We start from the raw sequence: 12325 nt of genomic DNA on the forward strand, positions 1-12325 counted from the left end.
GACCACGTGACAGGAGGGCATCGTGCGGGCCGTCATCCAGGACCGGTACGGCAGCGCCGACGTGGTGGAGGTCGGTGACCTCCCCGACCCCGTCCCGGCGGACGACGAGGTGCTGGTCCGGGTCCGCGCTGTCTCGCTAAACGGGTCGGACCGCGAGAACCTCGTGGGCCGGCCGGCGTACGCCCGGGTGGGCGGGCTGCGCCGGCCGCGCAACCCGGTGCCCGGGTCGGACGTGGCCGGGACCGTCGTCGCGGTGGGACGGTCGGTGACCGGACATGCCCCGGGGGACGACGTGTTCGGTGAGCTGGCGGGTTACCGGGGCGGGCTCGCGGAGTACGTCGCGACGTCGCCGCGGCTGCTCGCCCGCAAGCCGGCCGCCCTCTCGTTCGTCGAGGCCGCGGCGATCCCGCAGGCGGGGTGCATCGCGCTGCGGGCCACCCGGGGTCTGCACCCGGGTGACCGGCTGCTGGTCAACGGGGCGGGCGGCGCGGGCGGCGCGCTCGTGATCGGCCTGGCCAAGCATCTCGGTGCCCGGGTCACGGCCGTGGACCGGAGCGACAAGGCCGGCCACCTGCTCCGGCTCGGTGCCGACGACACCATCGCGTTCGAGCGCTGCGACTGGGCCGACCAGCGTGACCGGTACGACCGGGTGGTGGACCTGGTGGCCTCCCGCTCGCCGTACCGGGTGCACCGTGCGCTGCGGACCGGCGGCGCCTACCTCATGGTCGGCGGCCGCACGCGCGTGCTGCTGGCGACGTTCGCCGCCGGTCCCGTGCTCAAGGGATCCACCGGCAAGCAGGTGGGCGTGCTGATGGTGCCCCAGTCGCGCGCGGACCTGGAGGAGGTCACCGCCCTGGTGACCGACGGCGCCGTCGTGCCCGTGATCGACGAGGTCTGCCCGCTGGAGGAGGCGCCCGCCGCGTTCGCTCGGCTGGCGGCGGGGGACAACCTGGGCAAGATCGTGGTCGAGGTGCCCTGACCGCCGGTCCTACAGCAGGTCGGCTTCCGAGAGGTCCTCGACTCCGGACGGGACCGTGCCCTCGAACAGCACGCCGATCCCGTACGGGTCAGCCATGGCGAGGTCGGACTCGGCGAACCGCAGCAGCCAGGTCCCGTCCGCCCAGACCACGGCCGCCGGCTCGGCGAACGGCGGCCCCGCGGCGTCCAGCATCCCGAGCTCGGCGCCGCTCAGCCCGAACCCCGGTTCCCGGAGCCGGTGCCGCAGGTAGTCGGCGCCGACGTCGGCGAGCTCGCCGAACCGGGCCAGGACGACCGCGGCCAGGTCCGACGCCCGCTGGTCCGGCGCCGCGGCCGGCTCCATGACGACGCTCACGGGCGGGAGGTCGTCGGCGGGTCCCGCGGTCGCCGTCCAGCAGGCGAGCGTCCCGGGCGACTCGACGCGCGCGAACGTCGTCCCCGAGATCTCCAGCCGGTCGGGCAGGTCAGCCGCCCGGCTCACAGGTGCAGCGTCCCCTCGGCGACGACGATCCCGGAGCCGCTGATCGTCACCAGCGGCCCGTCGACGCCGAGCGTGATGAGGCTGGGACGACCGAGCTTGCGCCCCTGCTCGACGACGATCCGCGCAGGGTCGGGCGCGAGCGCGTCCCGGACCAGGACGGCGGCCAGGGGACCGGCGGCGGTGCCCGTCGCCGGGTCCTCGGCGATCCCCACGGTCGGGTTGAAGAACCGGGTGTAGGCGCTGACACCGGTCGCGGCGTCGGGGGCCGTGGCGACAGGGGCCGCTGGGTCGTCGAGACGCACCGTGTAGAGGTAGCAGCCCTCGGCGCCGGCGTCGGCCAGCAGCGCGCGCAGCCCGGCCGTGTCCGGCTCGGCGGAGTCGACCGCCGCGGCGTTCCGCAGGGGCACGAGCAGGTGCTCCGCGCCGGTGGAGACCACCTCGGCGACCCGGTCGGCGTCGAGGTCCTCGGCAGCCAGGCCCAGGACGGCGGCTAGCGCGGCCCGGTCCTCGACGCGGCCCAGGAACCGCGGGGCGGACTGCTCCATCGAGACCTCGACGGCCGACGGGGGCCGCCCGGACACCCGCACGTTCAGCAGGTCGTCGCCGATCTGCTGCACGAACGTGTCCCGGTCCGGGTCCAGCCGGCCGGACAGCGCCAGCCAGATCCAGGCGCCCATCGCGTTGTGCCCCGCGCCGAAGACCTCGACGCCACCGGGGGTGAACGAGCGCAGCCGGTGGTCCGCGCCGGGGCGGTCGGGCCGCACCAGGAACGTCGTCTCCGACTGGTTGAGCTCCCGCGCGACGGCGCCCATCGTGTGCTCCGGGAGGGCGTCCGCGTCGGGGACGAGGGCGAGGGGGTTGCCGGTCAGCGGCGTGGCCGCGAACACGTCCACCCAGTAGAACGGGACGTCCACGAAGGGGCTCCTTTGTCGGCGACGACGGTCGGTCGCCACATGCTAGGACGTGTGCGGGACCCCGTGACACAGGTCACGGGTCCCGGGTGAGGGACCAATGCCGGGGCCGGCGGGACCTTCGGCTCCTGTCCGCCGGTCCCGGCCGGCGGAGACTGGTACCAGGAGTGCGGCACGGGCTCGGCTCGGCACGGACCCGGCGGAGGTGATGACCGTGCAGGACGCGATGCTCGTGATCATCCTGTGGGTGACCTGCGGGATCGCGACGGTCGTTGCGGGCCTGCTGGCCTACCGGAGCTCGGTGGCGCGGTACGTGGGGCGGGGCGCCGTGGGCGTCCTGTTCCTCCTGGGCGGCGCGGTCGTGCACCTGGTCAACCTCGTCACCGGGGTCGACTACGGCGACTTCGCCGACCCGTCGTTCTTCGGCTGGGTGACCGACACGTGGCACGAGGTCGTGGAACCGAACCAGGTCCTGTTCATCGGCATGCTGGCGGCGTTCGAGGCAGTGGTGGGGGTGCTGGCGATGTGCGGCGGCCGCCTGACCCGGTTCGCCTACCGGTGCGTGATCGTCTTCTACCTCGCCCTGTGGCTCTTCGGGTGGATGGAGCTGGCGTGGGTGCTGCTCATGCTCCCGCCGATGTTCCTGCTGCTGCGTGCCGAACGGTGGGCGGCGGTCGCCGGCGAGACCGCCCGGACCGGCTGAGCGCCGGGGCTCGGCCGGCCCGGGTGCCCTAGCTCGTGCGGGCCACCGCGATGTTGGTGCTCGAGCGCTGCCCGGCCTCGTAGAACATGTACAGCCGGCCGCCCTCCTCGGCGAAGCTCGGGGCGGCGGCCCGCGTGGCGACCGGCTCGGTGTACAGCACGCCCAGGTGGTTCTCCCGGTCGAAGCTGGTGCCGACGTCGGCGACGTGGATGCTGCCGGAACCGCCGTGATAGACCACGTGACCGCCCCCGTTGCGCGACCAGTAGTGGGCGCCGGAGAGCTGGCCGCCCTCGCCCGCGGCCGGCGAGATCAGCGGCTGGGGCTTGAACTGCCAGCCCGAGGTGAGCCGGTTGGACCAGCCGATGAAGATCTTGCGGGTCCCGGCCTGCATGCCCATGAACAGCATGATCTGGGTGTCGGACTTCGTGGGGTGCGGGAACACCCGCGCGTAGGACGTCTCGGTGACGTTCGAGGGCATCATCGCGGTGGTCAGGACCGTGCCCTCGTAGGTGAAGCTCCGCCCGTCGGCCGACGACGCGACTCGGGTGGTGGTGTTCTCCCCGTGGAAGTACAGGTACATCCGGCCGTCCGCGGCGTTCCAGACCGCGTGCGGGCTGGAGACGTGGCTGACGGAGTAGTGGGGCGACCAGGTGCGGGAGATGATCGGGTTGCCCGGGTACTCCCGCCACGGGCCGTTCAGGGAGTCGGCGTAGGCCAGGCAGATCCCGCCGGGCGCGTCGTGCGGCGCGTAGTACATGTACCAGTTGCCCAGGGGGTTCTGGACCGTGCCGGCGACGTTGCGGATCGACGGGAAGATGAGCTCGTTGGTCGGGTTGTAGGCCAGGGCCGACTTGTCCAGGGCGGCGCCGACCCGGTTGAACGTGGGGAAGCCGGGCACGGCGGCGGCCGCGCGGGGTGGCGAGGCGACGCCGAGGGCGGCGGCCGAGCCGAGCACCGCCGAGCCCAGGATCAGGCTGCGCCGGTCCAGCAGCAGCTTGCGGTCCGATTCCATGGTGACTCCGCTCAGGCCCGGCGGTCGCCGCGCTCCGGTGCGCGGCGGCGCGGATGCCGCCCGGGCCGTTCGGGGTCGAATCTCTTGCGTGCGCGGTCCGGGGGTCAAGGTGATGATGCGACCTATCAACCCCGGGCGCGTTCACCTCCTGGCCATGGTCCGGCCACGCGTGCCTCGTAGCGTCGCGTCCGCACCGATTTCCGAACCGGGGAGAACACTGATGTCATCCGCACCCGTACGCCTTCGACGGCTGCTCGCGACCGTCGCCGCCGGCACGACGGCCGCCGCGACGATCGCCGCGCTGGCCACCGCACCCGTGGCCGCCGCGGCCGAGCCCAAGCCCGAGGTGGACGGCGTGAGCGAGCTCAACGTGCTCGCGTTCAACGTGTGGCACGGCGGCACGCAGATCGACGACGGCGCGCGGGAGATCGCCGACATCCTGACGGAGACCGACGCCGACGTGACGTTCCTGCCCGAGCAGGGCGACGCGCCCGCGCAGGTGGCCGCGCTGCTCGGCTATGACCACGTGACCGCGACCGACACCGGCATCGTGTCGCGCTACCCGATCCTGGAGACCAGCACGGTCGACCGCTGGTGGACCAAGGCCGTGCTCGACGTGAACGGCACCGAGGTGGTGGCCTACGGCGGCCACCTGGAGTACCGCTGGTACGCCACGTACCTGCCGCGCGGCTACGGCGGCGCGGTACAGGGCGACTGGCCCGACGGCTGGGACACGTGGGACAAGCTGCCGGGCGGCCCCGTCACCGACGTGGACGCGGTCCTGGAGGCCAACCGGCAGTCCGGCCGCCCGGCCACGGCAGCCGCACTCGTCGCCGACGTCCAGGCCGAGCGTGCCGCGGGCCGCATCGCCGTGGTCGGCGGCGACTTCAACGAGCCGTCGGTGCAGGACTGGACGGAGGAGACCGCGGACCTGCAGGACCACAACGGCCTGGTGATCCCGTGGCAGTCCACGAAGATGCTGCTCGACGGCGGGCTGGTCGACGCGTTCCGCGAGGTCTACCCCGACCCGGTCGCGAACCCCGGCGTCACCTGGCCGTCCGACAACCCGCTCTTCCCGACGTCGGAGCTCACCTGGGCGCCCGAGGCCGACGAGCGCGACCGGATCGACTACGTGTTCGTCACGCCCGACGAGCGGGTCACGATCGACGACGCGGCCGTGGTGGGGCCGCAGTCGACGATCGTGCGGAACGAGCGGGTCGAGGACGACAGCGCCGACGAGATCCGCACGCCGGACGCCGTCTGGCCGTCCGACCACAAGGCCGTGCTGGCCTCGTTCAGCGTGTGCGACGACGCCTGCGCCCCGGCCGTCCCCGCCTGGGACGCGTCGGCGGTCTACACCGCGGGTGACGAGATCTCGTACGAGGGCTCCACGTGGCGGGCGGCGTGGTGGACGCGCGGCCAGGAGCCGGGTGCGCCGTACGGGCCGTGGGAGCAGATCGCCGAGCAGGACGGCGCGGCGCGGTGGACGCCGTCGCGCATCTTCGAGGCCGGGTCCGTGGCCGTGCACGAGGGCCGCACCTACGTGGCGCAGTGGTGGACGCGCAACGAGAAGCCCGGCACGCCGTGGGGACCGTGGCGGGCGCAGGCCTAGCCTCACCCAGGACTCGACCGCTCGACGAGCGCCGCCACCGACACGCGCGACGCGAGCCCCGGCCAGGCGACCACCACCACGGCGACGTCGTCGAACCTGGGCTGGGCGGCCTCGCGGACGCGGGAGTCTTGCAGGGGCGTAACAACTCGGCCGGTGCGCTCGCGGTTACGCTGCCGGGCATGGGAGCACGCGTCGAGGTCATGGTCGTCGAGGACGACGAGACCGTCCTGGCCGTGGTCTCCGACTACCTGGGCGGCCGCGGGTACGCCGTCACGGCGCTGCGCGACGGGCTCGTGGCCCGCGACGCACTGCGCACGGCGCGCCCGGACGTGCTGGTCCTGGACCGGATGCTGCCCGGCGTCAGCGGCGACGAGCTGTGCCGCCAGGTCCGCGCGGCCGCGCCGCGCACGCCGATCATCATGCTCACCGCCCTGGACGCCGTGGAGCAGCGGATCGACGGGCTGGAGCACGGCGCCGACGACTACGTGGTCAAGCCGTTCGCGCTGCGGGAGCTCCAGCTCCGGATCGACGCCCTGGTCCGGCGCAGCCGCGGGCTGCACGTCGCGCCGTCGCCGTTCACACTGGGGCCGTTCCGCGTCGACCCCGCGCACCGGCGCATCTGGGCGGCCGACGCCGAGATGACGCTCACGTCCCGGGAGTACGAGCTGTTCCTGTTCCTGCTGCAGAACCCGGACCGCACCCTGACGCGGGACGACCTCCTGCGCGAGGTGTGGGGCTGGAGCTTCGGCGAGGCGTCCACCGTGACCGTGCACGTGCGGCGGCTGCGCGAGAAGATCGAGCCCGAGCCGCGGTTCCCGCGCTACCTGCTCACCGAGTGGGGGCGCGGCTACCGCTTCACCGTCGGGGCCGCCGCATGATGCTCACCCCGGTCGACCTGCTGCTCATCCTCGCAACCGCCGCGGTGTGCACGGCGGCGATCACGCTGCTCGCGCTCCTGGTCCTGCGCCGCCGCCGGCAGCGCTCGGTCACCGCCCCGTTCGTGGTCCTGGTGGTCGCGGCGATCGCGTCCATCGTCTGCTCGACCCTCGTGATCGCGGCCCTGATGTACCTTTCGCTGCACGACCTGCAGGTGCTCCTGTGGGTGGTCGGGCTGTCCGCGGTGCTGAGCCTCACCACGATCCTGCTCACCGCCCGCGCCGTGAGCCGGTCGTTCACCCACCTGGGGGACGCGGTCGAGCGCGTGGGCCGCGGCGCCGTCGTCAGCCCCGAGGCCTACGCGGCCAGGGAGCTCGCCGACCTCTCCACGCAGCTCGCCGTCGCCTCGGAGCGGCTCGCCGCGGCCCGCGCCGAGATCGAGCAGCTCGATGCGGCACGCCGCCAGTTCTTCGCCTGGATCTCGCACGACCTGCGCACCCCGCTGACCGGGGTCAGCGCCCTTGCCGAGGCACTGGACGACGGCGCCGTCGCGGACCCGGCCGACTACGTCCGGCGCATCCGGGTGCAGGTCGCCACGATGAACCGGCTGGTCGACGACCTGTTCGAGCTGTCGCAGATCCAGAGCGGCGCGCTGCGGCTCCGCCGGGAGGACGTCGCGCTGCTGGACGTGGTGTCCGACGCCGTGGCGGACGTGCACCAGCTCGCCGTCGCGAAGCAGATCGGCATCGAGCACGCGGGCGTCGCCGGCCGGACGGTGCGCGCCGACCCGCACGAGCTGACCCGGGTGGTGGTGAACCTGCTGACCAACAGCATCCGCCACGCCCCGGCCGGGTCCGAGGTCCTGGTCTCCGCGGAACAGCGCGGCGACCGGCTGGTGCTCTCCGTGCTCGACCAGGGCAGCGGCGTCGACGGCGAGGACCTCACGCGCATGTTCGAGATCGGCTGGCGGGCCAGCGCCGCCCGGACACCCGACGCGGGGGTCCCTTCCGGATCGCCCGCCGCTGGGTCGCCCGGCGCGGGGCTCGGGCTGGCCATCGTCCGAGGCATCGTCGAGGCGCACGGCGGGGACGTGCGGGCCGCGCACGTGCCGCAGGGTTTCCGGCTCGACGTCACGCTGCCCGCCTCGGCGACCTGAGCGGCCCCGCGACGGCGTCCGGCGTGGGCGGTTCGGCGCGCCTCGAATCGATCTGATAGAACGTGCGCCATGACCTCTCCGCAGATCGGTGTCGTGCTCCCGCGTGACCTGCCCGCCGCCCAGGTGCTCCCGTACGCGCGCACCGCGGAGCGGCTCGGCTTCGACGAGCTCTGGGTCGTGGAGGACCTGGGCTTCCGTGGCGGGCTGGTGCAGGCCGCCGCCGTGCTGGGCGCGACCGAAGGCATCCGCGTCGGCATCGGGATCCTGCCCGCCGCGGTGCGCAACCCCGCCTTCGCAGCGATGGAGATCGCCACGCTGGAGCAGCTCCACCCCGGCCGCACCGACGTCGGCGTCGGGCACGGCATGCCGGGCTGGATGCGGCAGGCGGGCGCCTGGCCCGCGCGGCCCCTCACCTACCTCGCGGAGTACGTGACCACGCTCCGGACCCTGCTCGGCGGTGGGGAAGCCGGCGACCTGCGGCTCGACCCCTCGGCGGTGCCCGACGCCGTGCCGCCCCTGCTGCTCGGCGTGCGCGGCCCGCGGTCCCTGGCGGCGTCCGGCAGGGTGGCCGACGGCACCGTGCTCGCCGAGCCCGTCGGCCCCGAGTACGCCGCGGCCGCCCTCGACGCGATCGCCCCGCGGGGCGGGCACCGGCTGGTGGCCTACAACATCGGCGCCGTCGACGACGACGCGGCGGCCGCGCTGCGGACCGCCCGGCCCGGCCTCGAGTGGATCGGCGAGCCCGACTGGGCGCCGCACGTCGCGCCGCTCCCGTTCGCCGAGGAGTTCGCGGCGCTGCGCGCCTCGTCCGCCTCCCGCGCGGAGTTCGTCGAGCGCCTGCCCGACGAGTGGGTCGCCCGCCTCGCGCTGGCGGGCACGCCCGCCCAGGTGCGGGAGCGAATCGACGAGCTCGGCCGCGCAGGCGTCACGTCCAGCGTCTTCATCCCCGTCGGGCCCGAGCCGCTGGAGGCGCTCGACGCGCTGGCCCGGGTGCTGTGAGCGCGCACCTGACGCCGTCGGCGCAGCGCCGGCGGGCCGCCCTGTTCGTGTCCTTCTTCATGACCGGCGTGTCCATGGCCACGTGGGTGTCCCGCACGCCCGCCATACGTGACGCGACCGGTGCGAGCACGGCGGAGATGGGGCTGATCATCGCCGGGCTGTCGGCGGGCTCGATGGTGGGTATCGCCGTGGCCGGCACCCTGGTGGCCCGGCGCGGCGCCCGGTTCGTCGTGCTGTGGGGCATGGTCGCGATCGTGCTCGGCGTCGCCGTGGTGGCGCTCGGCACCGCGGCCGGGCAGGGCTGGCTCGTGGCCACGGGCCTGGCGTCGTTCGGGTACGGCATGGGCTCGGGCGAGATCGGGCAGAACGTCGAGGGCGTCGACGTCGAGCGGGCGCTCCGGCGCACCGTGGTGCCCAGCCTGCACGGCAGCTACAGCTTCGGCATCTGCGTGGGCGGGCTCGTGGGCCTGGGCGCGAACCTGGTGCACGTCCCGGTGGCGGCCCACCTGCTGGCGGTCGCCGCGCTGACGGCGGTCGCCTCGGTCGTGCTCGTGGCCAACCTCGCGCCCGCCGTCGGCCGCGAGGACGCCGACGCGGGGCAGCGGCGCCGTCCGCTCGGCGAGACCGTTGGCGCGTTCCTCGCGGTGTGGCGCGAGCGGCGCACCCTGGCCATCGGCGTGATCGTGCTGGGCATGGCCCTGGCCGAGGGGTCGGCGAACGACTGGCTGCCGCTGATCATGGTCGACGGGTTCGACCTGTCGGCCGCGACGGCGTCGCTGATCTACGCGTTCTTCGGCCTGTCCATGGCGATCGGGCGGTTCGGCGGCGGGTACTTCCTGGACCGGTTCGGCCGCACGCCGGTGATGGTGGTCAGCGCGCTGCTCGCGATCGTCGGCATCGGCCTGGTGTCGTTCGCGCCGTCCGCCTGGCCGGCCGCGGTCGGCGTGCTGCTCTGGGGGATCGGCGCCTCACTGGGTTTCCCGGTCGCCCTTTCGGCGGCCGGAGACGACCCGCTGAACGCCGCACGCCGCGTGAGCGCCGTCGCCACGGCGGGCTACACCGCGTTCCTGGTGGGGCCGCCCCTGCTCGGGTTCGTCGGCGAGCACCTGACCCTGAGGCTCGCGATCCTGCTGGTCATGGTGCTGGTCGCGGTCTCGGCCTGCTTTGCCCGCGCGGTCACCCCGCCGGCGGGTGCGGCGCGCCCGTCCTCGCGTCAGGTGGAGTGAGTCCAGGAGAGGTCGGGTCGACGTGATCGGGCGCGGGCTCGACCAGGTGGCCCGTGGGCCGGGCGTGGCTGCGGACGTGGTGGGCTGGGTCGGTAGGCGATCGCGCTGTGGGTGGGCGTGGTGTGGCAGCCGATCTGGTAGCGGCTGCGTGGGGTGTAGCCGGGTGCGGGGCCGGTCATGCCGACGGCGGGGGTCCAAACCGGGGTCGGGGGTGGGGGCGCGACCGAGACATAGGTGTGCCCCGTCGGAGTGACCGTCTCGACGGCGTGCCGCCCGTGGATCTGGGTGGTCTTCTGTGACCAGCCCGGTGCCTGCTTCGCGTGGTTGCACCGGGCGCACAGACCTTGACCGTTGTCGAGGCTGGTCGGGCCGCCCTCGGCGTGCGGGGTCACGTGATCCAGGTGACGCACGGGGGCGTCGCACCAGGTGGTGGCACAGATCCCCTGCTCCCGGGCCCGCAACAGGCTCGCTAGTCCCTGGGGGTGGAACCGGGACGTCGACGTGGTCGCTACCAACCGTCCGTGGGGGTTGACGTAGATCGAGCGCAGCCACGCGGTGTCGGTGTCGATCGCATGTGCCGCCAGGTTCCGGGCGACCGGGGCCGGGACGGTGCCGACCCCTGCGGGGGTGCCTTCAAGGACCACAGCGGGCTCGTCGCCACGGGCGAGAAGGGTCTGGTCGGAGACGAGCAGGTTGATCGTGACCGGCACATCCTCGGCATGGCCGGGCTCGCGTCCGGTGGTGCGCGAGGGTGTCGGCCATGATCTGCCCCACCCCACGCTCGTCCCCCGTGGCCTTGGTGGTCTGGGCGTGAGTCTTGAGCTGGGCGTAGGCCTGGACACCCTGGGCCATCGGGACCAAGGCGGTCAGGTAGACCATCAGGTCCGGTGCCGGGCGGATGGACACCCGTCGTTCGGTCACCGCGCGCGCGTTGCGCTTCACGCACGCGTGCACGTCCAGCCGGGCGGCGAGTTCCTTGATGCGGGCGACCAGGCGGCGGGTGCCCATCCTCGCCAGCTCCGCCAGATGTGCCGGGCCGCAGATCTCCTCGTCGATCAGGGCACGGTGTTCCACCGTCAGGTGGGAGGTCTCCCGCACCAGGAGCGTGGCCCGCCACTGGGACAACACCCCCGAGCGCAGCGCGTTGAACGTGTGGGGCATCTGCGTGACCCACACCCGGGACGTGCTCACGAACCCAGCCCCTGCATGCGGGCTCACCCGCAACGCAGCACCGACCTGGTTCGGCACCCCGCGACCCTGCCGCTCGGCGCGAATGGACTGCCGGGCCTCCTCGGCACGCGTGGCCTCGTCCAGGACGACCGCCAGCCGTGCTTGGGTCGCGGTGATCGCGTTCTTGACCGCCTCCAGCTCACCGAGCAGGTCGACGCATTCGGCCTGCACGGCCCGCGCATCCACGACCGAGTCAACAGCACCAGACCTGGTGTCAGTGGCTCCGGGCAGGATCATGCCTGCCAGTAGTTCCCGCACCGCCCGCACGCCCGCCACGTCAACGACCCCGCCGGGCACGGGCGCACCGGACGCCCTGTCGCCATCGGGCAGCACAGGGCGAACAGGCTGTCCGCCCGCCGCCGTCAGTACCTCACCCGTTCGCGTCATGCCATCAACATATGGCACACCCGTTCGCACCGCTCGTCGAACCAACCCGATCTGCCGACAGCAGAATCGCCTGCTCGTCTGGGGGAAGCCCTTGGAACTCGGCGGCCGGCGGCCCGAACGGACGGTCGTCTCGTCGATCACGCCAGACGCTCGTCGCGGGGACGGAAACCTCAGGGACACCCGTGCGGGCCACAGCACAGGACCGCGCAGCACAGGACCGCGCGGTTCGCCCGACTGCCCACCGCCCCACGACGCCGGGCGATCGGGATCCCGGGGCGGCTGGCATCTCTGGAGTCCTGCTACTTCCGTCCCGGCCCGCCCCGCCTCGTCAGGTCTCACCCGAGCCCTACGGTGGGGCCCATGGCGAGACTTCACGACGTGGTGTTCGACTGCCGCCACCCCGCATCCCTGGCCCGGTTCTGGGCGGTCGTCCTGGACGGCTACGCCGTCGCCCCGTACGACGACGAGGAGCTCGACCGGCTGCGCACCCTCGGCGTCCACGACCCGGAGGACGACCCGTCCGTGCTGGTCGAGGGGCCTGCCGGCGCTCCGCGGCTGTTCTTCAACCGGGTACCCGAGCCCAAGACCGTGAAGAACCGCGTGCACCTCGACGTCCGCGCCCCCGACCGGGACGCCGAGGTGGCGCGCCTGGTCGCGGCGGGCGCGTCCCAGGTCGGCCGGCACGAGAACTGGGTGGTCCTGGCCGATCCCGAGGGCAACGAGTTCTGCGTCCTCCCCGAGTAGCGGCCCCGCC

Annotated in this window: 11 protein-coding genes and 1 pseudogene; 8 read left to right on the forward strand and 4 right to left on the reverse strand. The window is 73.6% G+C overall.

The features are described 5' to 3' along the window. Positions 1 to 22: 22 nt before the first annotated feature. Positions 23 to 979: an NAD(P)-dependent alcohol dehydrogenase gene (locus QRN56_RS06605; protein WP_285102008.1), complete on the forward strand. Its 957-nt coding sequence runs from the start codon at positions 23 to 25 to the stop codon at positions 977 to 979. Between the two features lie 9 nt (positions 980 to 988). Here QRN56_RS06605 and QRN56_RS06610 read toward each other — a convergent pair whose 3' ends face one another. Together QRN56_RS06610 and QRN56_RS06615 are read right to left on the reverse strand one after the other, a co-directional pair. After that, the gene (locus tag QRN56_RS06610) at positions 989 to 1459 is read right to left on the reverse strand and encodes a hypothetical protein (protein ID WP_285102009.1); all 471 of its coding nucleotides are present in this window, start codon (positions 1457 to 1459) and stop codon (positions 989 to 991) included. Continuing rightward, positions 1456 to 2373, reverse strand: coding sequence for a PhzF family phenazine biosynthesis protein (locus QRN56_RS06615; RefSeq protein ID WP_285102010.1), 918 nt, complete (start codon positions 2371 to 2373; stop codon positions 1456 to 1458). The genes QRN56_RS06610 and QRN56_RS06615 overlap by 4 nt, the downstream gene beginning before the upstream one ends. 205 nt (positions 2374 to 2578) lie before the next feature. Here QRN56_RS06615 and QRN56_RS06620 point away from each other — a divergent pair, with 205 nt between their 5' ends. Beyond that, positions 2579 to 3073 (forward strand): hypothetical protein, encoded by a 495-nt coding sequence (locus QRN56_RS06620; protein WP_285102011.1) that lies wholly within the window; start codon positions 2579 to 2581, stop codon positions 3071 to 3073. Between the two features lie 28 nt (positions 3074 to 3101). Here QRN56_RS06620 and QRN56_RS06625 read toward each other — a convergent pair whose 3' ends face one another. Next, positions 3102 to 4085: a glycoside hydrolase family protein gene (locus QRN56_RS06625; RefSeq protein WP_285102012.1), complete on the reverse strand. Its 984-nt coding sequence runs from the start codon at positions 4083 to 4085 to the stop codon at positions 3102 to 3104. 220 nt (positions 4086 to 4305) lie between these two features. Here QRN56_RS06625 and QRN56_RS06630 point away from each other — a divergent pair, with 220 nt between their 5' ends. From QRN56_RS06630 to QRN56_RS06650, 5 genes are all read left to right on the forward strand, one after another. Continuing rightward, positions 4306 to 5697: a carbohydrate-binding protein gene (locus QRN56_RS06630; protein ID WP_285102013.1), complete on the forward strand. Its 1392-nt coding sequence runs from the start codon at positions 4306 to 4308 to the stop codon at positions 5695 to 5697. Positions 5698 to 5876: 179 nt separating this feature from the next. Beyond that, positions 5877 to 6575, forward strand: a complete 699-nt coding sequence (locus tag QRN56_RS06635; protein WP_285102014.1) for a response regulator transcription factor — start codon at positions 5877 to 5879, stop codon at positions 6573 to 6575. Beyond that, complete coding sequence (locus QRN56_RS06640; protein WP_285102015.1) at positions 6572 to 7729, forward strand: sensor histidine kinase; 1158 nt, start codon at positions 6572 to 6574, stop codon at positions 7727 to 7729. Before QRN56_RS06635 ends, QRN56_RS06640 begins: the two co-directional genes overlap by 4 nt. Positions 7730 to 7798: 69 nt before the next feature. After that, the gene (locus tag QRN56_RS06645; protein WP_285102016.1) at positions 7799 to 8728 is read left to right on the forward strand and encodes an LLM class flavin-dependent oxidoreductase; all 930 of its coding nucleotides are present in this window, start codon (positions 7799 to 7801) and stop codon (positions 8726 to 8728) included. Then, complete coding sequence (locus QRN56_RS06650; RefSeq protein ID WP_285102017.1) at positions 8725 to 9954, forward strand: MFS transporter; 1230 nt, start codon at positions 8725 to 8727, stop codon at positions 9952 to 9954. The genes QRN56_RS06645 and QRN56_RS06650 overlap by 4 nt, the downstream gene beginning before the upstream one ends. Here QRN56_RS06650 and QRN56_RS06655 read toward each other — a convergent pair. After that, positions 9942 to 11421, reverse strand: a pseudogene (locus QRN56_RS06655) (HNH endonuclease). The gene QRN56_RS06650 and the pseudogene QRN56_RS06655 overlap by 13 nt on opposite strands. Before the next feature lie 510 nt (positions 11422 to 11931). On the opposite strand from QRN56_RS06655, the gene QRN56_RS06660 reads away from it, so the two are divergent. Beyond that, positions 11932 to 12315 (forward strand): VOC family protein, encoded by a 384-nt coding sequence (locus QRN56_RS06660; protein WP_285102018.1) that lies wholly within the window; start codon positions 11932 to 11934, stop codon positions 12313 to 12315. The last annotated feature ends 10 nt before the right edge of the window (positions 12316 to 12325 follow it).

This window comes from Promicromonospora sp. MEB111, assembly GCF_030209445.1.
GTDB lineage: Bacteria > Actinomycetota > Actinomycetes > Actinomycetales > Cellulomonadaceae > Promicromonospora.

Excerpts from the sequence above, each read along its gene's own strand:
- QRN56_RS06635 (WP_285102014.1), top strand. The coding sequence starts at position 5,877 with ATGGGAGCACGCGTCGAGGTCATGGTCGTCGAGGACGACGAGACCGTC.
- QRN56_RS06630 (WP_285102013.1), top strand. The coding sequence starts at position 4,306 with ATGTCATCCGCACCCGTACGCCTTCGACGGCTGCTCGCGACCGTCGCC.
- QRN56_RS06640 (WP_285102015.1), top strand. The coding sequence starts at position 6,572 with ATGATGCTCACCCCGGTCGACCTGCTGCTCATCCTCGCAACCGCCGCG.
- QRN56_RS06620 (WP_285102011.1), top strand. The coding sequence starts at position 2,579 with ATGACCGTGCAGGACGCGATGCTCGTGATCATCCTGTGGGTGACCTGC.
- QRN56_RS06645 (WP_285102016.1), top strand. The coding sequence starts at position 7,799 with ATGACCTCTCCGCAGATCGGTGTCGTGCTCCCGCGTGACCTGCCCGCC.
- QRN56_RS06660 (WP_285102018.1), top strand. The coding sequence starts at position 11,932 with ATGGCGAGACTTCACGACGTGGTGTTCGACTGCCGCCACCCCGCATCC.
- QRN56_RS06625 (WP_285102012.1), bottom strand. The coding sequence starts at position 4,085 with ATGGAATCGGACCGCAAGCTGCTGCTGGACCGGCGCAGCCTGATCCTG.